Here is a 21,484-nt window from a genome sequence, read left to right on the forward strand (position 1 = left end):
AATTAATTAGCAGTATATTTGCACTCATTTTTTTAACAAAATTAATTAACAAAACATTTCGTTATGTATGCAATCGTAGAGATAGCAGGGCATCAATTTAAAGTTGAGAAAGACCAAAAAGTTTTTGTTAACCGTTTAGCAACAGAAGAAGGACAAACAGTATCTTTTGATAATGTTCTTTTAATTGCAGATGGTAGCAATGTAACTGTAGGCGCCCCAGCTATAGGCGGAGCACAAGTAAGTGCAAAAGTCTTAAAGCACCTTAAAGGTGATAAAGTTATCGTTTTCAAAAAGAAAAGAAGAAAAGGTTACCGTGTAAAAAACGGTCATAGACAAGCTTTGTCTGAAATTGTAATTGAAAACATTGTGGCTTCAGGTGTGAAACCAGCAGCTAAAGCAAAGAAAACTGAAACTAAACCAGTTGTTAAAAAGGAAGAGGGAACTCAAGACCTTAGCAAAATGACTGTAGCTCAGTTAAAAGAATTAGCAAAGGCTAAAGGCGTAGAGGGGATTTCTTCTATGAAAAAAGCTGAATTAATTGCAGCATTAAGTTAAATATTAACATTATAAAACCTTAAGACAATGGCTCATAAAAAAGGAGTAGGTAGTTCTAAGAATGGTAGAGAATCAGAATCGAAACGTTTAGGTGTTAAGATTTTTGGTGGACAAGCTGCTATTGCTGGAAACATTATATTAAGACAACGTGGTAATACACATCACCCTGGTGAAAATGTATACCAAGGAAAAGATCATACGTTACACGCAAAAGTTGATGGTCTTGTGAAATTTACAAAGAAAAAAGATAACAGATCTTATGTTTCTATAGAAGCTTTCGAAGCTTAGAAATAATTTCTTTTAGTATAAATAAAAAAAGTCTTTCCAAATTTGGAAAGACTTTTTTTGTTTAGAATTTAAAAAGATTATGCTTAGTCTCTAGGAGTAATAACAACAATGTTGTTAAAAAGTGTTCTAGCGGTTTCAAGATTAGTTGCGCCAGTATTACTGCTGCAGCTAGTGTAAAGTCCCTTAATAATGGTTTGATTTCCAAATAAGGCAGATAGGATTGGAGCTAAACCTTGGTGATCATGTAGGTATAGTAATTTAAAGCGATCATTAAGGTTTTCTTTTTCAGCCACTGAAAACCCTTCCCAGTTTTCAGGAATATTATCTGTATTAGCCGTCATGAAGCCTAAGCCACAATTTTCTGAAGTATGCTCAAAGCCTAAGGTATGACCTATTTCATGTGCTATAATGCCATGTCTTTCGCCGTCTGTAGTTGCATTTTGTTCGTGGTCGACTGGGTTTATATTAACAATACGACCTATAGTGCTATCTGTTTCAGGAAAACGAGCGCCGGCAGGGCTGCCTCCAGCTGCTGTGTCATTTTCGTATGTAAAAAGAAGATCGATATTTGTTGGGTAATTAGGAGATGAAGCTACTGTGGCGTTAACAAAGTTTAAGTGTACAAGTTCAGGGTTTATTTCATTCCAGCTAATAATAGATTTAAATATAGCAAATGTCCATTCTTGAGGCATGTTTTCTTGGATGCCAATTCGTAAATTTTGAAGGTGTTCTGAAGCGACTAAGTTGTCGTTAATTTCATTACCATCTGTGTCAAATAAAAATTGATTGTTTTGAATAGGGAATCCAAACAAAGTATTTTGGGGAGTTACTCGTGCTTCTATTTGTTGTTTATGGCTATTGTTGTTTTCAATGTTTTCAAAGCTTTCATTTTGTGAACATGATGCCAAAAATAGTGATGTCGCAAATAATGATGTAGCTACTACAGCTCTAGACGTCGATTTAGTAAAAAAAGTCATTTTAATGGGGTTTATAGTTAATTAAATCGATTAGTCTGTGAAAAAAAGGAATGCTTACAAAAGAGAGGAATACTAGCTATTCGTTTGGAACGAAGTCTCTTTTGTTATTTCACTAGTATGTGATGTGGTATTAGGATTGTTATAATAGAATAAGCCCTTACATTTCTGTAAGGGCTTAGAGTGATATGTTTAAGTGTTTAAAACGCTCTATGTTAAGAGTTGCGGTTAAACATTAGTATCTGTAGTGTTCTGGTTTGAATGGTCCTTCAACAGTAACACCAATATATTCAGCCTGTTCTTCGCGTAAATTTGTTAGCTCGACTCCTATTTTTTCTAAATGTAATTTTGCTACTTTTTCATCTAAATGTTTAGGGAGCATATAAACATCGTTTTTGTAGTTTTCGATATTATTCCAAAGTTCGATTTGTGCAAGCGTTTGGTTTGTAAAAGAATTACTCATTACAAAACTTGGGTGCCCAGTTGCACATCCTAAATTTACTAGGCGGCCTTCGGCAAGTATAATAATGTCATTTCCGTTTACATTATATTTATCAACTTGAGGTTTTATAGTGTCTTTGGTGTCTCCAAAATTACCATTTAACCAAGCCATATCTATTTCATTATCAAAGTGACCAATATTACAAACAATAGTCTTGTCTTTCATAGCTTCAAAATGACGCCCTTGAACAATGTCTTTGTTACCAGTGGTTGTAATGATAATATCAGAGTTTCCAACAACGGTTTCTAAACGTTTTACTTCAAAACCATCCATAGCAGCTTGTAAAGCGCAAATAGGGTCGATTTCTGTAACAGTAACAATACTTCCAGCACCTTTAAAAGAGGCTGCTGTACCTTTACCTACGTCGCCATAACCACAAACGGTTACACGTTTACCTGCTAACATAATGTCGGTAGCACGACGAATAGCATCTACGGCACTTTCTTTACAACCGTATTTGTTGTCAAATTTAGATTTAGTAACGCTATCATTTACATTAATAGCTGGCATAGGTAAAGTACCATTTTTTACACGCTCATAAAGTCTATGAACACCGGTTGTTGTTTCTTCTGATAGTCCATTTATTCCAGCTGCCAATTCTGGGTATTTATCTAAAACCATATTTGTTAAATCTCCACCATCATCTAAAATCATATTTAGTGGTTTGCGATCTTCTCCAAAAAATAATGTTTGTTCAATACACCAATCAAACTCCTCTTCCGTCATGTCTTTCCATGCGTATACAGCTGTTCCAGCATCGGCAATTGCAGCTGCAGCTTGATCTTGGGTTGAGAAGATATTGCAAGAACTCCAAGTGACTTCTGCTCCTAGGGCTTGTAAGGTTTCGATTAAAACTGCGGTTTGAATAGTCATATGTAAACATCCTGCTATACGTGCTCCTTTTAAAGGTTGAGTGTCTTTATACTCTTGTCTTAAACTCATTAAACCTGGCATTTCAGCTTCTGCTAAATCTATTTCTTTTCTTCCCCAAGCCGCAAGCGACATATCTTTTACCTTGTTAGGTACGTAGGCAATTGTTTTTGTATTCATAATTGTATATTTGTTCTTCTCATATTAAGAACACAAAGATAACCAATAACTATTAGAATATTAAATGCCGATTTATAAAACCCTTCAGCCCAACTCACAAACTACTGTTAAAATCTGGAAGATTACGGAGTCTTTTAATGAGTTAATAAAACCTTTGGACTTAAAAGCAGAAAGTAAAAATCGAGTTTTGGGAATGAAAAGTGAATTACATCAACGCGGGTTTTTGAGTGTACGACATTTATTGGCAGAGTTTGGATATGAAGACCGTGATTTAGTTTACGATGAAAATGGAAAACCGTATTTGAAAAATGGAAAACACATTTCTATAACACATTCATTTACATTTTCGGCTATAATTGTTAGTGCTACTAAAGTTGGTATCGATATAGAGAAACAACGTGATAAAATTGGAATAATAGCACGGAAATTTATTAAATACGAATTTGAATATTTGTCTAATATGGATGAAGAATATATACGTAAACTTACTGTAATATGGGGGATTAAAGAATCGCTTTATAAATTATTCGCTACTCGCGGCATGTTGTTTAAAGACCATTTTTTAGTGATCCCATTTACACTTCTTGATAAAAAAACAACCGCTTGGATTGATTATAATGGTTTGAAGGAAAGGTTTGATGCAGCATTTTTAGAATTCGAAGGTTTTACCTGTTCTTATGTTTTGAGTTAAATGAGAAGAGTGCTTCAAAATATACGAGAATTATCAGGAAAGCAGCATATGCTAGCAGTGTTAATAGATCCAGATAAAATGGATATAAAGGCTTTGCCTAAATTCATAAATAAAGTAGAATGCTCTATAATTACTCATGTTTTTGTTGGTGGGAGTATTGTAAAAGATACAGTGACGGCAAAATTGCTGTCTCACTTGAAGTCTTTAACAAGGTTGCCTATCGTACTTTTTCCAGGAGATGTAACGCAAATTTCAAAAGATGCAGATGCTATTTTGTTTCTATCCCTGTTGTCTGGTAAGAATCCAGATTACTTAATTGGGAAACATATTGAGGCGGTTCCAAAATTGAGAGCTACTAATTTGGAAGTTATTCCTACAGGTTATATTCTAATAGAAAACGGAAAAGAAACAGCAGTACAGAAGGTAACAGGAACAAAACCAATGTCTAGAAAAAATAACCAACAGGTTATAGATACGGCAAAAGCAGGGGAATTCCTTGGGATGCAAGCCATTTATTTGGAAGCTGGAAGTGGGGCTAAGCAGCCTGTTCCTCTTGAAATGATTAGTTTTGTGAAAAAAGAATTAAATATTCCATTGATAGTTGGCGGAGGTATTAGAAACAAACACCAGTTAAATGATGCTTATAAGGCTGGAGCAGATTTAGTAGTGATTGGTACAGCCTTTGAAGAAGATGAAACTTTTTTTGAAGTATTAAAAAAGGAATAGCTTAAAACAACAGAAGCGGTTAAAGTATTAAAATAGAGTATAAAACTTAATAAGAATTAAAATAAAACCCCGCATTTGCGAGAAATAAATATGAAAATATCTGTAGATTTAACATTATCCCCATTACAAGGAGATTATGAAGCCCATATTATAACATTTATTAAAGCGTTAAGAGCATCCGAATTTACGGTTATAGAAACCCCTTTAAGCACTCAGATTTTTGGAGCGTATGATGATTTGATGCCATTTTTGAATGCGCAAATAAAGCAGTCCTTTGAGAATCAAGAGGCTTGTGTGCTTACAATAAAACTTGTAAAAACAGATCGTAGCGATTATGAGCCCCATTTTTGATTTTTTTTTAGACGCTTATAAAAATGCTTCAACATTATCTATAGTTTTAGAAACCATTGTTTTTGTGTTTGGAATATTGAGTGTTATTTATGCTAAAAAGGAGAATATTTTGGTGTACCCAACAGGATTAATAGCAACAGTGATCACTGTTTATTTGTTATATAAAGCAGAATATTTTGGCGATATGATGATGAATTTTTATTACTCCATTATGAGTCTTTATGGCTGGTGGAACTGGTCTCGTAAAAAGGAGAACAGATATATTGTTCCTATATCCAGAACAACTTTACGAGAGAAAGTTATTGGTGTAGCATTATTTGTTATTACTATGTTTGTAACTTATTTAGTTTATACTCTCTATGAATATGAATTACAAATACCAAACTATATAGATATTGTAACTTCTGGGATTTTCTTTACAGGGATGTGGTATATGGCAACAAAAAAAATAGAAAACTGGACACTTTGGATTATTGCGGATATAATTACTGTGCCTTTATATGCTTATAGAGGATTGGGGATATTATCTCTTCAATATTTAATTTTTACAATTTTAGCTATTCAAGGATATAGACAATGGAAAAAAAGTATAGACAAGAACCTGCAAGTTGCATAAAAGTAGTGCTGTTTGGGCCAGAATCTACGGGTAAAACGACACTTTCTAGACAGTTAGCACGTTATTACAATTCGGTTTGGGTAAGAGAGTATGCACGTGTCTATTTGCAAGAAAAATGGAATAACGAACGTAAAATTTGTGAGCTTAAAGATTTGCTACCTATAGCTGAAGGCCAAATGCAATTAGAAAACGACTATTCAAAAAAAACAGATACCGTTTTAATCTGTGATACAGACCTTTTGGAAACTAAAGTGTATTCTGAAACATATTACCAAGGGCTATGTGATCCTACTTTAGAAAAATATGCCTTAGAAAACACGTATGATTTGTATTTTTTGACTTATATTGATACGCCTTGGGAAGCAGACGACCTTAGAGATAAACCGGAAGAAAGGGAAGAAATGTTTAAAGCTTTTGAAAATACATTGATAAAATACAATAGGCCTTATGTATTGTTAAAAGGAAATAAAAAAGAACGTTTGAAGGAGGCTGTAAAACATATTGATAAACTAATAGAGGAAAGGAAGTGAATTTCACTTTAAAACAAATAAAACAAATAAAAGCAAAAGGTATAACTGTAGAAAAAGTAAATCATCAATTGATGCTTTTTAAAACAGGATTGCCTTATGTAAACTTAAAATCTGCTGCAAGTTTAGGCGATGGGATTTACAATTGTTCAAATAAAGAAAAGCAAGACTATATTGCGTATTATAATCGTAATAAAAAAGATCTAGAGGTTATGAAATTTGTTCCAGCCTCTGGAGCAGCAACACGTATGTTTCGGTTTTTATTTCAGTTTATAGAGCAGTATGACTCTAAATTAGAAAGTGTTAACTCCTACATAAATAGATATAAAGCTTCCGAGCTGTCTTTGTTTTTAGTGGGGTTAGAAAAGCTCCCCTTTTATGATATCGTTTTAGCTAGGATAGAACAAAGCGAAATTAATTATTATGCGCTATCTAACGATGAAAAAGTATTAGCTTTTGTTAAAGCGTTGCTACAGTCTGAACAGCTAAACTATAGTTTTTACCCTAAAGGGTTGTTGCCTTTTCATAAATACAAAGACCATATCGCAACAGCGTTTGAAGAACATTTGTTTGAAAGTGCTTTATATGCTTCTTCAGGGAATATCGCTAAACTTCATTTTACAATTTCAGAAAAACATCGCTCTATTTTTGATGCGGAGTTTAAGCGCATTCAAAAAAACATAGAGCGTAAGACGAATATGATATTTGATATTTCGTTTTCCAGCCAAAAAGAGCGTACAGATAGTATTGCGGTAAATCTTAAAAATGAACCAGTTTTAAATTCAGAAGGCGGTTTGTGTTTTAGACCATCAGGCCATGGGTCATTATTGTCTAATCTAAATAGCTTGAATGCAGATGTTATATTTATTAAAAATATAGATAATGTTGTTGTTTTTGAATATGAGGAAGGTGTTTCAGAATATAAAAAATTACTGGCAGGAGTGTTATTAAAAACACAAAATAAGGCCTTTAAGTTTTTAAAAGATTTAGATGAAAAAACACTTTCTGAGGATGATTTAGTAGAAATAGCGCAATTTTTAAGAACACAATTAAATGTTGTTATATCATTAGAGTTTGAAAAGTATTCACTTAAATACCAAATAGAATATCTAAAAGGAAAATTAAATAGACCCATTCGCGTATGCGGGATGGTGAAAAATGAGGGAGAACCTGGTGGAGGCCCATTTTGGGTAAAAGATGAAAGTGGAACAATTTCACTTCAGATTGTTGAATCTGCACAAATTGATACAGACAATAAATACCAAAAGGCTATTTTAAGTAATGCAACACATTTTAACCCTGTAGATTTAGTTTGTGGTATTAAGAATTATAAAGGTAAAGTGTTTGACTTGAGTAAGTTTGTAGATATGCAAACAGCATTTATTACTAAGAAAACGATTTCAGGAAAGGAAATAAAAGCGATGGAATTACCAGGGCTATGGAATGGGAGTATGGCTAATTGGAATACTATTTTTATAGAAGTGCCCTTAGTCACTTTTAATCCTGTTAAAACAGTAACAGATCTATTGAAAGCACCACATCAAATATCTTAACTATTACGATGGCATTGACGAAATAATTTTAATCTAAAATAAGAATAGCTGCCTTAATAAATAAGATGCGCTTCTAAACAAACCATAGAATTATGTAAAAAGGCCTGTTTTAGAAAAATGTTCTTTCTAAAATAGGCCTTTTATAAAAAGTTGTTTGATTACATAAAACTTAGCTTAAAAAGCACAAGTTGAATATTGTGCCGAACTAGAAGACGTTGTTAATGTTGCACAGGCGCCACTCAATGTTCCATAATTTTCACCACAAGAACAATAGGTGACATTTGCACCTAAAGGCATTACGATTTGATAGGTTTTACTAGTTGATAATGTTAGGTATGCAGTATTACTAAAAGAAGCTATAACAGTACCATTGTGTAAAATTGTGGCAACGCCTCCCAAAGGCATGTTTTGAGCATAAAGCGCAGTCTCACACGGTAAGCCTTTAATGGGGATAATTTTTTTCATTTCAAGTGTTTCTAACTCATGGACTTCTTGTTGTTCGTTTAATTCACTCTGGCTATCGTTGGAACAACTGGAAATGAAAAGAATCAATAAAAAAGTTAAAATAGTTTTTGTGAATTTCATGATAAATAAATTTTTGGTTATACCAAATAGAGGAGATAAAGTGTATTTGTTACCCTTATTATTTAATAAAAAAGAAGAATCATAAATTGTAAACCAAAAATCTAACATATATTTGCAGCGTTCTCAAAAAAGGGGTGCCCATATCGGCTGAGATCATACCCATTGAACCTAGAACAGGTAATGCTGTTTAGGAATAATAAAAGAGATTTTAAATTTAGGTTTACAACTTAAAGAGTAATAAGGTTGTTTGCTTAAATAGAAAATCTTCAAAACATAAATAAAAACAAAGAATAATGGCCTCTTTTTATTCGATAGTATATTATTTCGAATGAAAAACATATTTGTCTTTCTTACACTATTAGTGTTTACAGTAAGTGCTAGTGCACAAAAAGTTGAACAAGATACCATTAAAACAAAAGCTTTAGATGAGGTTTTAATAAAGTCAGTACGCGTAACAGCAGATTCTCCAATAACGCACTCCAATGTTACTAAAGCAGAATTGGAAAAAAGAAACTTGGGGCAAGATTTGCCTATTTTATTAAATTTCTTACCTTCTGTAGTAACGACCAGTGATGCCGGAGCAGGAGTTGGTTACACTGGAATTAGAGTCCGTGGTATAAGTCCACAATCTACAAATATTACTATTAATGGGATTCCATACAACGATACAGAAAGCTTAGGGACTTTTTGGGTTAATTTACCAGATTTTTCCTCATCTGTAGAAAATTTACAATTGCAAAGAGGTGTTGGGACATCTACAAATGGTTCAGGAGCTTTTGGAGCGAGTTTAAACATTTTAACAGATGCTGTTTCAGATCAAGCAAATGGAGAGATCTCTAATGCTTTTGGAAGTTATAACACTAGAAAACATAATGTTAAATATAGTACAGGTTTGTTAAATGATCATTTTGAAATAGCTGGACGATTGTCTCAGATTAATTCCGAGGGTTATATTGATAGAGCAGAATCTGATTTAAAATCTTATTTTTTACAAGGGACTTATGTGGATCATAATACACTTATTAAAGCTTTGGTTTTTGGAGGGCACGAAGTTACTTATCAAGCCTGGAATGGAATTGATGCAGAAACATTGGCAAAAGATAGAACATTTAACCCTTCAGGGATTTATACAAATAAGAGTGGAGATACTCTATTCTATGATAATGAAGTCGATAATTATAAACAAGATCATTATCAGTTACATTGGAATGAACGATTTGATAACAATTGGTCTACAAACATAGGCTTGAACTATACCTATGGGCGTGGTTATTTTGAACAATATAAAGAAGATGAAGCTTTTTCGGATTATGATTTAGCTGAAATTAATATAGGATCAGAAACAATAAATACAACCGATTTGATTCGTAGACGTTGGCTAGATAACGATTTTTATGTATTAAATGCCAATGTGAATTATAAAGATGAAAGAATTAATTTAACAACAGGGCTATCGTATAGTTCTTATAATGGAGCCCATTTTGGAGAAGTTATTTGGGCGCAATATGCTAGCGATAGTGAAATTAGAGATCGGTATTATGAAGGAGACGGCGATAAGTATGACTTTAGCGCTTTTGCAAAAGCAACCTATAAATTAAGCGAGAAATTAAGTTTGTATGGGGATTTACAAATACGTAGTGTTTATTATGACACTAGTGGTATGAATTCAGATCGTGAGCGTTTTGAAATAGATGAAGAATATACTTTTTTTAACCCTAAAGCAGGGCTGTCTTACAATATAAACGCAAAGAATAATGCTTATTTTTCTTATGCTAGAGCAAACAGAGAGGCTAGTAGGAGTGATTTTGAAAGTAACCCCAATATTAAACCAGAACAGTTAAATGATTTTGAGTTGGGATGGAGACATACAAATTCAAAATTTAGATTTAATGCAAATGTATATTATATGTTATACGACGAGCAATTAGTTTTAACAGGAGCTATAGATGATGTTGGAGCACCTATTAGAGATAATGCAGGGCAAAGTTATAGGTTAGGATTGGAGCTGGAAGGCGCTGTGCAATTAACAAGTACATTTTCTGTGCAACCAACCCTAACTCTAAGTTCTAATAAAAACAAGGAAACTTTTGCCTCAATAGATGGAGTATTAGTTAATTTAGGTAAGACAAATATTTCTTTTTCTCCAGAAATAGTGGCTGCTAATGCTTTAATATTTCAGCCAATGAGTAATATGCAGTTTTCTTTTTTAAGTAAATATGTAGGAGAGCAATTTATGGGGAATACAGATGCTAAGTTGTCAAAATTAGATGATTACTTTGTAAATGATATAAATGTGACTTACGAGATTAAAACCAATAAAATATTTAAAACTATTGTATTATCTGGTTTAGTGAATAATATTTTTAATGAAAAATATGTGTCTAATGGATACTATTATACTTACGATGATACATGGTCTGTTTCTGGAGAAACAACAACCATAGAAGGTGTAGGGTATTACCCTCAAGCGACTACTAACTTTTTATTAGGAGCAACTTTAAAATTTTAAGAATTACAATATAAAAAGGCAGCCATTGGCTGCCTTTTTTGTTTATTATACCTGTCTTTTTTTATTGAGCAGTCCAGCCAGTTCCCCAAGATGCGTAATCTGTTCCTGTTCCATTACCATCTCCAGAAATAAAATCTGTTGGAGCAAAAGTATTCCCTGTATCATTCTTCACTTTTAAGATAACATCTGTAAAAATAATATCTGTAACTTTTAAGTCTTGGCTTAAAACATTAGCTCCAGTTGGAGAATCTCCCTGATCACCATCTAGATCAAAACCTTCTGCAAATCCCGATATAGATAGGTTGTTGAAAATACCTTGAGTTCCAGCTCTTAATCGGATAGCTTCATTTCCAGTAGAAGATTCATTCCCTATAATGGTTAAATTATTTACTGTTGGTTTAGACCAGAAAACAGGATTAGAGTTGTTTCCTATATCTGTATTATATCCATCTGCTTCAATACCTTTGTCGTGATCTGTACCGTGTTTTACGTAAGCATTGGTAATTGTTCCTGTGTAACCTTCTGTCCAATCTATAGAATCGTCTTGTGCGTTTACTACAGAAATGTAATTAGCATTTACGGTACCTCCAAAAAACTCAATACCATCATCTTTTCCTTCATAAGCTTGAATGTATTCTATTAAAGTCCCATTTCCAACACCGTAGAAAGAGAATCCATTGTTTTCAGATTGTCCATCTGCTGAACCTCCAGAATACTCGATTCTCATATAACGAATGCTACCAGAATCATCTCCTGCATCCGTTCCTCCATAAGGTAAACTGGCAATTTCTGAAGTAGAAGTCGCGCTACCAGCGACTGAATTTATGGGGGCTTTTCCTAAAATAATTAATCCGCCCCAATCCCCAGCTTGTGGAGTGGAAGCATTAGATGTTAATACAATTGGAGCTGTTGCTGTTCCCATAGCGTTAATAGTTGCGCCTTGAGAAATTGCAATATAAACATCTGAGCCTTGAGCCAGAGCTTTTATAGTGGTTCCTGCAGGAATAGTTAAAGTTGTTCCTGAGGCCATAATTAAAGAGCCGTTTAATGTGTATTCTTTCCCTGTTTCTAAGGTTAAATCGTTTGTGTAAGTTCCAGAAATGGTAGACCCAACTGGGTTTCCATTTTCATTTGTGTCATTGTTTACATTAAGAACAACATCTGAGGTGTCGTCTGTTGAGCAGCTAGTGATAAGCATTGCTATTGTGGCTAGGCTTAATAATAAATTACGTTTCATTGTTTTTTAGTTTTTAGTTAAATGTTGTTTATTGTGTTTTATAATTTATATTTTAATTGTAATCCAATATTAATACCTCTTTGATATTCAGAAAGCGTGACATCTCCAAAAGAGGTATTTTCTCTAATACGTTTTATTTTAGGATCTAATACGTTTTTTGCGCTTAAATTGATTTCAAATTGACTCCCAATTTTATTTTTGAAAATAAAATCTACAGTTGGAACTCCTTTTTCAATGATGTTTCCTAATGCTCCTGAACCTAAAGCAGAAATTCTGTCAGAGAAATATGAAAACACTAAATTCGCTGTAGGTTTGTAGTTATTGTTAAATGTAGGCGTGTAACTTAAATCAGCATTAAGAATTAAAGGAGAAGCGCCTTGCAGTTCATCTGTTCTGTCTAACGTTGAAGAATAGAGCCCTGTAGAGCTTTTTAGGTCTTGCTCTGTATGCATATAGGTCGCATTGAATCCAGCAGATAATAATGCGTTTTCGTCTTCCTTTTGTATTAAAGCTTTCCTAGCTTCAATTTCAAAGCCTAGAATAGTTGCTTTATCTCCAGTTCTAAAATAGCGTTGTGTTCCTGTGGCATCGTTTGCAATAACCAAATTAATGGGGTCGTTAATTTGCTTGCCAAAGATGGCAAACGATAGTATTTCTGTGCGATTTATAAACCATTCGTATTTTAAATCTACATTATAAATGGAAGAGAATGAAGGGGCATTTAATAAATCTGGATTTCCTCCAATACGTTGCGCTACATCTTCATAAACAAATGGAGCCATCTCTTTAAATTCTGGGACAGAAATTGTTTTACTTGCTGAAAAACGTAGGTTTTGATTTTCTTTTAAAGCGTATTTAATACTTATACTAGGTAAAAAGAACACATTATCGGTTTGTCTAAATCCGGGCTCATTCGCAGGTAAATTAATAACGTCGTAATCAATACGTTGTTTAAAATACTCTGCTCTTACTCCGGGAACAACAAGCCATTTGTCTCCAAATTTTAATTCTGTATTTGTATAAGTTGCATATATATCTAATTGACCAGTATATACATTTTCTGGTGTTCCAGGGGCATTTGTATTGCCTAATTCTGGAATACCATTAATTACTTTAATGTCATACAAACCATCGTTATTAAGGTTTAAGTTATTAAGATTGAATATGCTGTTTAAGTTATTAACATCTGTAATAGGAGTAGAGTTATCTACAATGTCATAACCATAACGAATATTTTCAAAATCACGTGTTTTAGTTCTGCCGTTAAAACCGAGGTTTAGTTTAATTTGTTCAGAGAAGTCGTAACCTAAATTAATACGTCCATTAAATTCTTCGTCTTTTATTTTTTGGAAGTAACGTTGATTATCAAAGACAACATTGTTATAAAACACAGGATTGGTTAACGGATCATTATCTAAAGCAAATTGGTAATTTTCTATGCTGAAACGTTTTCTATCTGGTTCATGAGCATTGACTTTATTGTATCCAATGCCCCAGTCTATTTCGATTTTATCATATTTATGATTACCTAGTATTTGATTTACATAGATAAGATCTTGGTTAAATTGTATGTTCTTTTGAAAGAATCCTTTTTCAGAATCGACAGTAGATTGTGAATCCCTATTAAAACCATTACCTCCAATCCCGTAAAATCCAACTTCGTCTGAGGAACTATTAATAAATAAGGAGTTAAATTGTAATTTATTGTTGTAGTTGATTCTGTAATTAATATTTAGCATTGCTGTTGTTGTTGTGGAATATTCAAATTCTTCAGCTTCTGGGAATATTTTTTTGAAAACAGTTGTAAAGTCGGTTACGTTACCTTTTCTATATTCATAATCATTTTCAAAAGAGGCTGTGGCAAATAAGCTTAAGCGCGATTCGTTTTTGAAGTCAAAAGACTTTCCTGCTGAAGCACCATAGCCAACATTTATAGGGGAGTTAACACTTACAGGATCAACTTCATGTGATAATATAATTGCAAATGGGTCATGAGCATACCTTCCATAATATCCAAAATAACCTGTGCCTTCACTTCTAACAAAATTTTGGTCTATGGCTCTAGAGTTGATACCTGTACTGGTCTGGAAATCAAAATAACCATTGCCTTTATAGTTTTTTGAGGAAATATCTACATTTCCAGCAGCAAAATCGCCATAGAATTTTGATGAAAATGTTTTACTAATAGAAACACTCTCAATAACATCTGAAGCAAAAAGATTTAGGTCTATATTTTTATTATTTACATCATTAGATGGCAAGGCTAGACCATTCATTGTTGTATTTAGGTAGCGATCTCCTAAGCCACGAACATAAACATTACTTGAGCCTTCTTGTTTAGATACGCCAGAAATTTTGGTAACAGCAGCAGCAGCATTACTAACACCTTTACGTGATAGCTCTTCTGCGCCAATACTTTGTTTAATTTCTATAGCTTTTTTTTGATCCAATAATAGAGCGGCTTCAGTTTCGCGTTTTACAGATGTTTTTAGAACAATCTCGTCTAAAGCTGCTGTGCTTGCTGATAAACTAATATTTATAGTTTGGACTTCGTTTGGAACAACAGTTACCGATATATTTTGTGTTTCGTAGCCAATAAAGCTAAATTCAATAATGTAGTCTCCAGGGGGTATGTTATTTAAAGTGTATAATCCGTCAAAGTCTGAGATTGTGCCTTTAGAAGTGTCTTTAATTACGATATTACATTGTGGTAGGGGTTCATTATTATATTCTTTATCTAATATTTTTCCAGATATAGTTCCTGTATTCTGGGAAAAGGAGAGTAATGAAAATAGTAGGGTAGTTGTTAATAATAATTGTTTCATTTTTTTTGTTTGATTTTCTCGAGACAAAGAAACCATTGAAGTGTAAATCAGAGGTTAATAGAGGGTTAAAACTTAGTAATGAAAAGGTTACTTAAATGTTATTAGAAAAGGGAGGAAGGAAACCTTAATTTAACATACAAGTGTGAATGTGTTAAAAAAAAACACTAACTTTTAGGGGTGTTAAGTGTTTTATTTATAATTCTAATGTAAAATGAGAGTGATTAAACGTTTTATACCAGTATTATTTATTGTTTTCTTTATGACTACGATATGTCTGTCGTTAATAAAACCGGTAATAGATGTCCCAGAAGATCTTGTCGTTTTCTGTGATGTGTTAGAAGGCGAGAAAACACAATTTTTCAATCTTTTTTCAAGTGTGCTAAACGAAATACTATCTTTTATAAAAGCTAAATCAATAAAATGTTCAGATTATTATTATTTAAAAAAATATACGAGACCAAATCTTAATTTAATAGCTCCGCCACCTAAACCATTGCCCTTGGTTTTCTAATTTTCCCTACTAACAATAGTAGTTGTTGTCGGTAAAAATATTACTTTTAATATTAAGTTATTTCTTACAAGTTAAGGCAAGATCTACTCTTTTGAAAAACAGATGTTTAACATTAGTGTGCGCTTAAATTGGCTTAAGCGTAATTAAAAACAGATTAATATAATGAAAACGCAAACAAAAATAACACAAGCAGAAATGAATCCTAAAAGCGCATTACAGGCTTTAAAAGAAGGGAACCAAAGATTTCAGAATAATCTAAAGTTAAATAGAGTGCTATTAGCACAGGTAAAACAGACTAGTACAGGTCAGTTTCCTTTTGCAACAGTTTTAAGTTGTATAGACTCTAGAGTTTCATCAGAGTTGATTTTTGATCAAGGAATTGGTGACATTTTTAGTGCTAGAATTGCTGGGAATTTTGTTAACGAAGATATTTTAGGAAGTATGGAGTTTGCTTGTAAGCTAGCAGGAACTAAGCTTATTGTTGTTCTCGGGCATACTAGTTGCGGTGCTGTTAAAGGAGCTTGTGATGATGCTAAATTAGGAAACTTAACAGCTATGTTAAGCCGAATAAAACCTGCTGTGAATGCAGTGAAATCACCAGAAGATTCCAGTTTAAGAAATTCTAAGAATATTGATTTTGTAAATGCGGTGGCAAAGAAAAATGTAACATTAAGTATAGAGCGTATTTTAAATGAAAGTGTGGTCTTGGCAGAAATGGAAAAAGCAGGGGAGATAGAAATTATTGGCGCCATGTACAATATAGCGACAGGAAGTGTTACCTTTTATTAGGTATTAATATAAAGAGGAGCTAAGGCTTTTTCGGTGGCATTATTAAAATATTTTAAATTGAAATAAAATTAATTCAATACGATAAAAAATGAAAAAATTATTTTCCAACATAAAAGGAGATGCTTTTGGTGGTATTACAGCAGGGATTGTGGCTCTGCCTTTGGCTTTGGCCTTTGGAGTTTCATCTGGTTTAGGGCCAGAAGCTGGATTGTATGGTGCTATTTTTATTAGTTTTTTTGCAGCTTTATTTGGAGGAACAGACACTCAAATTTCTGGGCCAACAGCTCCAATGACAGCTGTAAGTATGGTTGTAATTGCAGGGATTATTGCTATCAATGATGGCGATGTTAATAAAGCATTACCGGCAATATTAATTATTTTTTTATTAGCAGGTTTAATGCAGGTTGGATTAGGGCTTTTGGGTTTAGGGAAATATATAAGATATATCCCCTATCCTGTGGTCTCTGGTTTTATGACAGCAATTGGCGTTATTATATTAATAACACAAGTTTTGCCAGCAGTAGGGTATTATCCAAAAGAAGATGTTGAATTTGTGTCTCAATTTAAAGCGCAGGCTGAAGAGGTTATTCTTGAAAATATTTTAAAAGAAGAGGCTGGGGAGGGGATTTTAGTTCTTGAGAATTTTAAAGAAACAATCTCTAGAGCAGGTAATATTACACCAGAAGATATTTTAGCCGAATCTCAAACACTTGCCGCCAAGGAAGCTTCAGAGGCATTAGGTGTTATCACGATAATTCCTAGAGCTTTAAGTCATATTAATTGGCTGGAGTTACTACTAACATTAGGAACAATTATTATTATCTATGGTTTTAAACGTATCACAAAAGTAATACCGAGTACACTTGTTGCTTTAGTTGTTATATCCGGAATAGCTGTTGGGTTGGGTTTAGATTATAGGCCAATTCAAGAGATTCCTGGAGGGATTCCAATTCCAAAATGGGAAATGTTTTCAGATTTTAAATTGAATAGTATAACACCTTATGTCTTTACGGCATTAACATTGGCCTTACTTGGTGCTATAGATTCTCTATTAACTAGTGTTGTGGCCGATAATATGACCAAGACTAAACACAAGCCTAATAGAGAGTTAGTAGGACAAGGGATTGGAAATTCAATAGCAGCTATATTTGGTGGAATTCCAGGAGCAGGCGCTACTATAAGAACAGTGGTTAATATTAATTCTGGAGGTAAAACAAAATTATCAGGAATGATTGCTGGTGTTATGTTATTAATTATTCTTTTGGTATTAGGCCCAATAGCTTCTAAAATCCCAGCAGCAGTTTTAGCAGGAATTCTAATAACTGTTGGTATAGGTGTGATGGATTATAAAGGTTTAAAAGCGATTCCTAGTTTGCCAAGAGATAGTAACTTAGGACCTATTAAATTAAGTTCAGAAGTCTTGGTTATGTTGCTTGTTCTCCTGTTGTCAACGTTTTGGAGTTTGGTTTTTGCTGTTGGTATAGGTTTGGTTATCGCTTCATTAATGTTTATGAAAAAAATAGGGGACTTAACAGCAGAGCGTTCGGATGTTAAGCCTTTAAAGGAAGAAGCTTGGCCAGATGAATTGGATTTCTCAGAATATTTAAAGGAAAGAGCGTTTATTAAGCATATTAAAGGCCCTTTGTTTTTTGGGTCTACAAGTGATTTTCAACAATTGGCAGCGCAAATACCAGAAACAACATCGTTAGTTATTATACGTTTAGAACAAATGCCGTATATGGACCAATCTGGGTTGTATGTAATGGAAGATATGTTACAAGATCTAAAAGGAAAGGAGATTCAAGTGCTTTTTGTTGATCTGTTAAGGCAACCTCGTTATATGATGGAACGTATTGATATTATTCCAGATTTAATTCCAGAAAAACATATTTTTAAGGATTTTAAATCTTGTATTAATTGGATTAAAGAAAATAAAAACGGAGACAAATAATTTTAAATAAAAACTTGAAGACATACAAGACTAAATTTAAGGTCTAGAATAAGTATCTTGCACTGGTAAAATAAGATTATGAACTGGGAACAATTACTTTCGCTAAAACGTTTAGGAGATACTAATAAAAGGCTTAGAAAAGAAGAAGATGAAACCCGATTAGGATTCGAGGTAGATTATGATCGGGTTATTTTTTCTTCAGAATTTAGAAGCTTACAAGATAAAACACAAGTAATACCATTATCACAAACAGATTTTGTACATACACGTTTAACTCACAGTTTAGAAGTTAGTGTTGTGGGGCGTTCCTTAGGGCGTCGCATCGGTCAAAAAGTCTTAAAAAAACATCCGCAACTACAAAGAGCTCACGGTTATCAAGCTAATGATTTTGGAGCCATTGTAGCCGCTGCTGCTTTGGCACATGATATTGGTAACCCACCATTCGGGCATTCAGGAGAGAAAGCTATTGGTGAGTTTTTTATTTCGGGAGAAGGGAAACGTTATAAAGACCTGTTAAGCGCAAAAGAATATCAAGATTTGTGTGACTTTGAAGGGAATGCAAATGGATTTAAAATTGTAACTCAAAGTAGAGAAGGTAGAGCAGGAGGTTTACGATTGAGTTATGCAACATTAGGCGCCTTTACTAAATATCCAAAAGAATCCTTACCTAAAAGACCAACACAACATATTGCAGATAAGAAGTATGGTTTTTTTCAGAGTGAAAAAGAGGCTTTTGTAGCAGTAGCAGAAGAATTGGGTATGCTAAGGCGTAATCAAGATCATTTAAGTTTTTCACGTCATCCTTTAGCTTTTTTAGTCGAGGCTGCAGATGATATCTGTTACACCATTATCGATTTTGAAGATGGTATAAATTTAGGGTTAATACAAGAAGAATATGCATTAGAATATCTTATTAATTTAGTTAGAGACTCTATAAATACGGGTAAATATGGACAGCTAACAAATACGCAAGATCGGGTAAGTTATTTGAGAGCATTGGCAATTAATACACTTATTAATGAGGTGGTTAATATCTTTATGGAGAATGAAGACGCGATCCTTAACGGAACATTCGATACAGCACTACTCGATAAAAGTAAATATGAAGCTCAAATTAATGATATTATTAAATTGAGTATCAATAAAATTTATAAGTCTTCTGAAGTTGTCGATAAAGAAATTGCGGGTTATGGTATATTAAATACTTTGCTAAAGGTGTATACTAATGCCGTGAATAATTGTTATCACAATACAGCATCTAATTATGATAAATTAATTTTGAAAGGATTGCCGGATACTTTAAAGATAAACCAGGAATATTTATATGATCGTTTGCTAAGTGTGTGTCATTATGTGTCGCTTTTGTCAGATAGTCAGGCTATTTTGAATTATAAAAAAATTAAAGGATTTAGCCTTTAATTTTATAACAACTTTGTAATAAATTGGGACAAGCTTAAAGCGTCTAGATTAATAGATTGTTCGAGTTCTAAAACAGTTCCATGCTCAATAAAAGTATCTGGAATACCTTTAAGGTAGATCGCGTTTTTGTATTTGTTTTTTGCCGAAAATTCTAAAATGGCGCTTCCAAATCCGCCATTAATAGCGGCATTTTCAATGGTGATAATACTATGGTGTGATTTAAAGATATTATGTAGTGTTTTTTCATCTAAAGGTTTTACAAAACGCATATCATAATGCGATACCTCTTGATTGTTTTCAATTAAATTGAGAGCTTCTGTGACGTTTTTAGAAATAGCTCCAATACTTAAAACAGCTATAGATTTACCAGTTTTGAGTTGTACAGCTGTACCTATTTCAATTTTAGAAAAGGGCTGTTTCCAATTTGTTGTAATACCACGACCGCGTGGGTACCTAATGGCTATAGGCTGTTTTAGCCCTAATTGTGCTGTATACATTATATTACGCAATTCTATTTCATTTCTAGGTGCAAATATGATCAAATTAGGAATGACTCGTAAATAGCTTAAATCAAAAACACCATGATGTGTAGCGCCATCTTCACCGACTAACCCAGCACGATCCAAGCAAAAAATAACAGGAAGATTTTGAAGAGCTACATCATGAATGATTTGGTCGTAAGCACGTTGTAAAAATGTAGAATAAATATTACAAAATGGAACTAAGCCTTCGGTAGACATGCCAGCCGCTAGGGTTACAGCATGCTGTTCGGCGATGCCCACATCAAACGCGCGATCAGGGATGGTGTCCATCATAAGTTTGAGAGAACTTCCTGTGGGCATTGCGGGAGTAATCCCTACAATTTTTTTATTTTCCTTAGCTAGCTCCACAATAGTATGCCCAAAAACATCTTGATATTTAGGAGGTTGTGAAATGTTAGGTTTGTTATATAGGTTGCCTGTTTTAGCATCAAACCTTCCAGGAGCATGATAAATCACTTGATTTTCTTCTGCTTGGCGTAAGCCTTTACCTTTGGTGGTAATGATATGTAAAAATTTTGGCCCTTTTATTGTTTTTAAACGTTCTAATTCTGAAATTAATTTAGGTAAATCATGCCCATCAATAGGACCAGAATAATTAAAATTTAAAGCTTCAAAGATATTATCTTGTTTTTGGGTGCCTTTTTTTACATTAGTTAGGTATTGTTTCAAGGCCCCTACGCTAGGATCTATTCCAATAGCATTGTCATTTAAAATAACTAATAAATTGCAATTGGTAACTCCTGCGTGGTTGAGGCCTTCAAAGGCCATTCCGCTGGCAATAGACGCGTCTCCAATAACTGCAATGTGCTGTTTTTCTATCTTCCCTTTTAATTGAGAGGCCAATGCCATTCCCAATGCGGCAGAGATAGAAGTTGAAGAATGTCCAACGCCAAAACTATCAAATTTGCTTTCACTTCGTTTAGGGAAACCACTTAATCCATTTAGCTGTCTATTCGTTTCAAAATCATCTCTTCTTCCTGTTAAAATCTTATGACCATAAGCTTGATGTCCCACATCCCATATGAGGGTGTCGTTAGGCGTATCGAAAACATAATGCAGGGCAATAGTTAGGTCTACAACCCCAAGGCTAGCCCCTAGATGTCCTGCTTTTGAAGCAACCGCATCTATAATAAATGTACGGAGTTCTTTTGCAAGTTCAGGAAGTTTGTCTTTTGGAAGTAATCTAAGAGATTTTATTGAATTTAATTTGTTTAATATAGATCTAGGCATTTTAACGAAATAGAAAGCAAAATTATTAAAATAGGCTGTATTATATTCTTAAT

The 21,484-nt window shown here is 33.5% G+C and carries 18 protein-coding genes; 12 read left to right on the forward strand and 6 right to left on the reverse strand.

What is annotated here, in order from left to right; translation table 11 throughout:
* Positions 1 to 63 precede the first annotated feature (63 nt).
* A complete protein-coding gene (rplU, locus tag AC2D8I_RS11655) occupies positions 64 to 555 on the forward strand; it encodes a 50S ribosomal protein L21 (protein WP_484706192.1) in 492 nt (163 codons plus the stop codon).
* 27 nt (positions 556 to 582) lie between these two features.
* The gene (gene rpmA / locus AC2D8I_RS11660; protein ID WP_295832108.1) at positions 583 to 843 is read left to right on the forward strand and encodes a 50S ribosomal protein L27; all 261 of its coding nucleotides are present in this window, start codon (positions 583 to 585) and stop codon (positions 841 to 843) included.
* Positions 844 to 926: 83 nt separating this feature from the next.
* On the opposite strand, the gene AC2D8I_RS11665 is transcribed toward rpmA, so the two are convergent.
* Together AC2D8I_RS11665 and ahcY are read right to left on the reverse strand one after the other, a co-directional pair.
* Positions 927 to 1,820, reverse strand: a complete 894-nt coding sequence (locus tag AC2D8I_RS11665; protein ID WP_484706193.1) for a M57 family metalloprotease — start codon at positions 1,818 to 1,820, stop codon at positions 927 to 929.
* A gap of 232 nt (positions 1,821 to 2,052) precedes the next feature.
* Positions 2,053 to 3,369, reverse strand: a complete 1,317-nt coding sequence (gene ahcY, locus AC2D8I_RS11670; RefSeq protein WP_484706194.1) for an adenosylhomocysteinase — start codon at positions 3,367 to 3,369, stop codon at positions 2,053 to 2,055.
* Positions 3,370 to 3,433: 64 nt separating this feature from the next.
* Here ahcY and AC2D8I_RS11675 point away from each other — a divergent pair, with 64 nt between their 5' ends.
* The 6 genes from AC2D8I_RS11675 to AC2D8I_RS11700 all read left to right on the forward strand — a co-directional run bounded on the left by AC2D8I_RS11675 (position 3,434) and on the right by AC2D8I_RS11700 (position 7,833).
* Positions 3,434 to 4,060 carry a 4'-phosphopantetheinyl transferase family protein gene (locus tag AC2D8I_RS11675; protein WP_484706195.1) on the forward strand — a complete coding sequence of 209 codons (627 nt, stop codon included), beginning with the start codon at positions 3,434 to 3,436 and terminating at the stop codon, positions 4,058 to 4,060.
* On the forward strand, positions 4,061 to 4,786 hold the full coding sequence (locus tag AC2D8I_RS11680; RefSeq protein ID WP_484706196.1) for a phosphoglycerol geranylgeranyltransferase: 726 nt from the start codon (positions 4,061 to 4,063) through the stop codon (positions 4,784 to 4,786).
* A gap of 90 nt (positions 4,787 to 4,876) precedes the next feature.
* Positions 4,877 to 5,137 (forward strand): hypothetical protein, encoded by a 261-nt coding sequence (locus AC2D8I_RS11685; RefSeq protein WP_484706197.1) that lies wholly within the window; start codon positions 4,877 to 4,879, stop codon positions 5,135 to 5,137.
* On the forward strand, positions 5,121 to 5,753 hold the full coding sequence (gene pnuC / locus AC2D8I_RS11690) for a nicotinamide riboside transporter PnuC (RefSeq protein WP_484706198.1): 633 nt from the start codon (positions 5,121 to 5,123) through the stop codon (positions 5,751 to 5,753). The genes AC2D8I_RS11685 and pnuC overlap by 17 nt, the downstream gene beginning before the upstream one ends.
* Positions 5,714 to 6,283 (forward strand): AAA family ATPase, encoded by a 570-nt coding sequence (locus tag AC2D8I_RS11695; RefSeq protein ID WP_484706199.1) that lies wholly within the window; start codon positions 5,714 to 5,716, stop codon positions 6,281 to 6,283. The genes pnuC and AC2D8I_RS11695 overlap by 40 nt, the downstream gene beginning before the upstream one ends.
* Entirely contained in the window at positions 6,280 to 7,833 is a 1,554-nt protein-coding gene (locus AC2D8I_RS11700) for a DUF4301 family protein (RefSeq protein WP_484706200.1), read from the forward strand. Before AC2D8I_RS11695 ends, AC2D8I_RS11700 begins: the two co-directional genes overlap by 4 nt.
* A 174-nt stretch (positions 7,834 to 8,007) precedes the next feature.
* Here the strand turns inward: AC2D8I_RS11700 and AC2D8I_RS11705 are convergent, their stop codons facing one another.
* Entirely contained in the window at positions 8,008 to 8,418 is a 411-nt protein-coding gene (locus AC2D8I_RS11705; protein ID WP_484706201.1) for a hypothetical protein, read from the reverse strand.
* 328 nt (positions 8,419 to 8,746) lie between these two features.
* On the opposite strand from AC2D8I_RS11705, the gene AC2D8I_RS11710 reads away from it, so the two are divergent.
* A complete protein-coding gene (locus tag AC2D8I_RS11710) occupies positions 8,747 to 10,927 on the forward strand; it encodes a TonB-dependent receptor (RefSeq protein ID WP_484706202.1) in 2,181 nt (726 codons plus the stop codon).
* A gap of 61 nt (positions 10,928 to 10,988) precedes the next feature.
* On the opposite strand, the gene AC2D8I_RS11715 is transcribed toward AC2D8I_RS11710, so the two are convergent.
* On the reverse strand, positions 10,989 to 12,164 hold the full coding sequence (locus AC2D8I_RS11715; protein WP_484706203.1) for a multidrug transporter: 1,176 nt from the start codon (positions 12,162 to 12,164) through the stop codon (positions 10,989 to 10,991).
* 38 nt (positions 12,165 to 12,202) lie between these two features.
* Positions 12,203 to 14,989: a TonB-dependent receptor gene (locus AC2D8I_RS11720; protein ID WP_484706204.1), complete on the reverse strand. Its 2,787-nt coding sequence runs from the start codon at positions 14,987 to 14,989 to the stop codon at positions 12,203 to 12,205.
* 673 nt (positions 14,990 to 15,662) lie between these two features.
* On the opposite strand from AC2D8I_RS11720, the gene AC2D8I_RS11725 reads away from it, so the two are divergent.
* From AC2D8I_RS11725 to dgt, 3 genes are all read left to right on the forward strand, one after another.
* A complete protein-coding gene (locus tag AC2D8I_RS11725; RefSeq protein WP_484706205.1) occupies positions 15,663 to 16,289 on the forward strand; it encodes a carbonic anhydrase family protein in 627 nt (208 codons plus the stop codon).
* Between the two features lie 88 nt (positions 16,290 to 16,377).
* The gene (locus AC2D8I_RS11730; RefSeq protein ID WP_484706206.1) at positions 16,378 to 18,240 is read left to right on the forward strand and encodes a SulP family inorganic anion transporter; all 1,863 of its coding nucleotides are present in this window, start codon (positions 16,378 to 16,380) and stop codon (positions 18,238 to 18,240) included.
* A 78-nt stretch (positions 18,241 to 18,318) separates the two neighbouring features.
* Positions 18,319 to 19,659, forward strand: coding sequence for a dGTP triphosphohydrolase (gene dgt / locus AC2D8I_RS11735; protein WP_484706207.1), 1,341 nt, complete (start codon positions 18,319 to 18,321; stop codon positions 19,657 to 19,659).
* Between the two features lie 2 nt (positions 19,660 to 19,661).
* Here dgt and dxs read toward each other — a convergent pair whose 3' ends face one another.
* On the reverse strand, positions 19,662 to 21,431 hold the full coding sequence (dxs, locus tag AC2D8I_RS11740) for a 1-deoxy-D-xylulose-5-phosphate synthase (RefSeq protein WP_484706208.1): 1,770 nt from the start codon (positions 21,429 to 21,431) through the stop codon (positions 19,662 to 19,664).
* Positions 21,432 to 21,484 lie beyond the last annotated feature (53 nt).

This window comes from Lacinutrix sp. YIN62, assembly GCF_057219185.1.

Excerpts from the sequence above, each read along its gene's own strand:
- rplU (WP_484706192.1), top strand. The coding sequence starts at position 64 with ATGTATGCAATCGTAGAGATAGCAGGGCATCAATTTAAAGTTGAGAAA.
- rpmA (WP_295832108.1), top strand. The coding sequence starts at position 583 with ATGGCTCATAAAAAAGGAGTAGGTAGTTCTAAGAATGGTAGAGAATCA.
- AC2D8I_RS11665 (WP_484706193.1), bottom strand. The coding sequence starts at position 1,820 with ATGACTTTTTTTACTAAATCGACGTCTAGAGCTGTAGTAGCTACATCA.
- ahcY (WP_484706194.1), bottom strand. The coding sequence starts at position 3,369 with ATGAATACAAAAACAATTGCCTACGTACCTAACAAGGTAAAAGATATG.
- AC2D8I_RS11675 (WP_484706195.1), top strand. The coding sequence starts at position 3,434 with ATGCCGATTTATAAAACCCTTCAGCCCAACTCACAAACTACTGTTAAA.
- AC2D8I_RS11680 (WP_484706196.1), top strand. The coding sequence starts at position 4,061 with ATGAGAAGAGTGCTTCAAAATATACGAGAATTATCAGGAAAGCAGCAT.
- AC2D8I_RS11685 (WP_484706197.1), top strand. The coding sequence starts at position 4,877 with ATGAAAATATCTGTAGATTTAACATTATCCCCATTACAAGGAGATTAT.
- pnuC (WP_484706198.1), top strand. The coding sequence starts at position 5,121 with ATGAGCCCCATTTTTGATTTTTTTTTAGACGCTTATAAAAATGCTTCA.
- AC2D8I_RS11695 (WP_484706199.1), top strand. The coding sequence starts at position 5,714 with ATGGAAAAAAAGTATAGACAAGAACCTGCAAGTTGCATAAAAGTAGTG.
- AC2D8I_RS11705 (WP_484706201.1), bottom strand. The coding sequence starts at position 8,418 with ATGAAATTCACAAAAACTATTTTAACTTTTTTATTGATTCTTTTCATT.
- AC2D8I_RS11710 (WP_484706202.1), top strand. The coding sequence starts at position 8,747 with ATGAAAAACATATTTGTCTTTCTTACACTATTAGTGTTTACAGTAAGT.
- AC2D8I_RS11715 (WP_484706203.1), bottom strand. The coding sequence starts at position 12,164 with ATGAAACGTAATTTATTATTAAGCCTAGCCACAATAGCAATGCTTATC.
- AC2D8I_RS11720 (WP_484706204.1), bottom strand. The coding sequence starts at position 14,989 with ATGAAACAATTATTATTAACAACTACCCTACTATTTTCATTACTCTCC.
- AC2D8I_RS11725 (WP_484706205.1), top strand. The coding sequence starts at position 15,663 with ATGAAAACGCAAACAAAAATAACACAAGCAGAAATGAATCCTAAAAGC.
- AC2D8I_RS11730 (WP_484706206.1), top strand. The coding sequence starts at position 16,378 with ATGAAAAAATTATTTTCCAACATAAAAGGAGATGCTTTTGGTGGTATT.
- dgt (WP_484706207.1), top strand. The coding sequence starts at position 18,319 with ATGAACTGGGAACAATTACTTTCGCTAAAACGTTTAGGAGATACTAAT.
- dxs (WP_484706208.1), bottom strand. The coding sequence starts at position 21,431 with ATGCCTAGATCTATATTAAACAAATTAAATTCAATAAAATCTCTTAGA.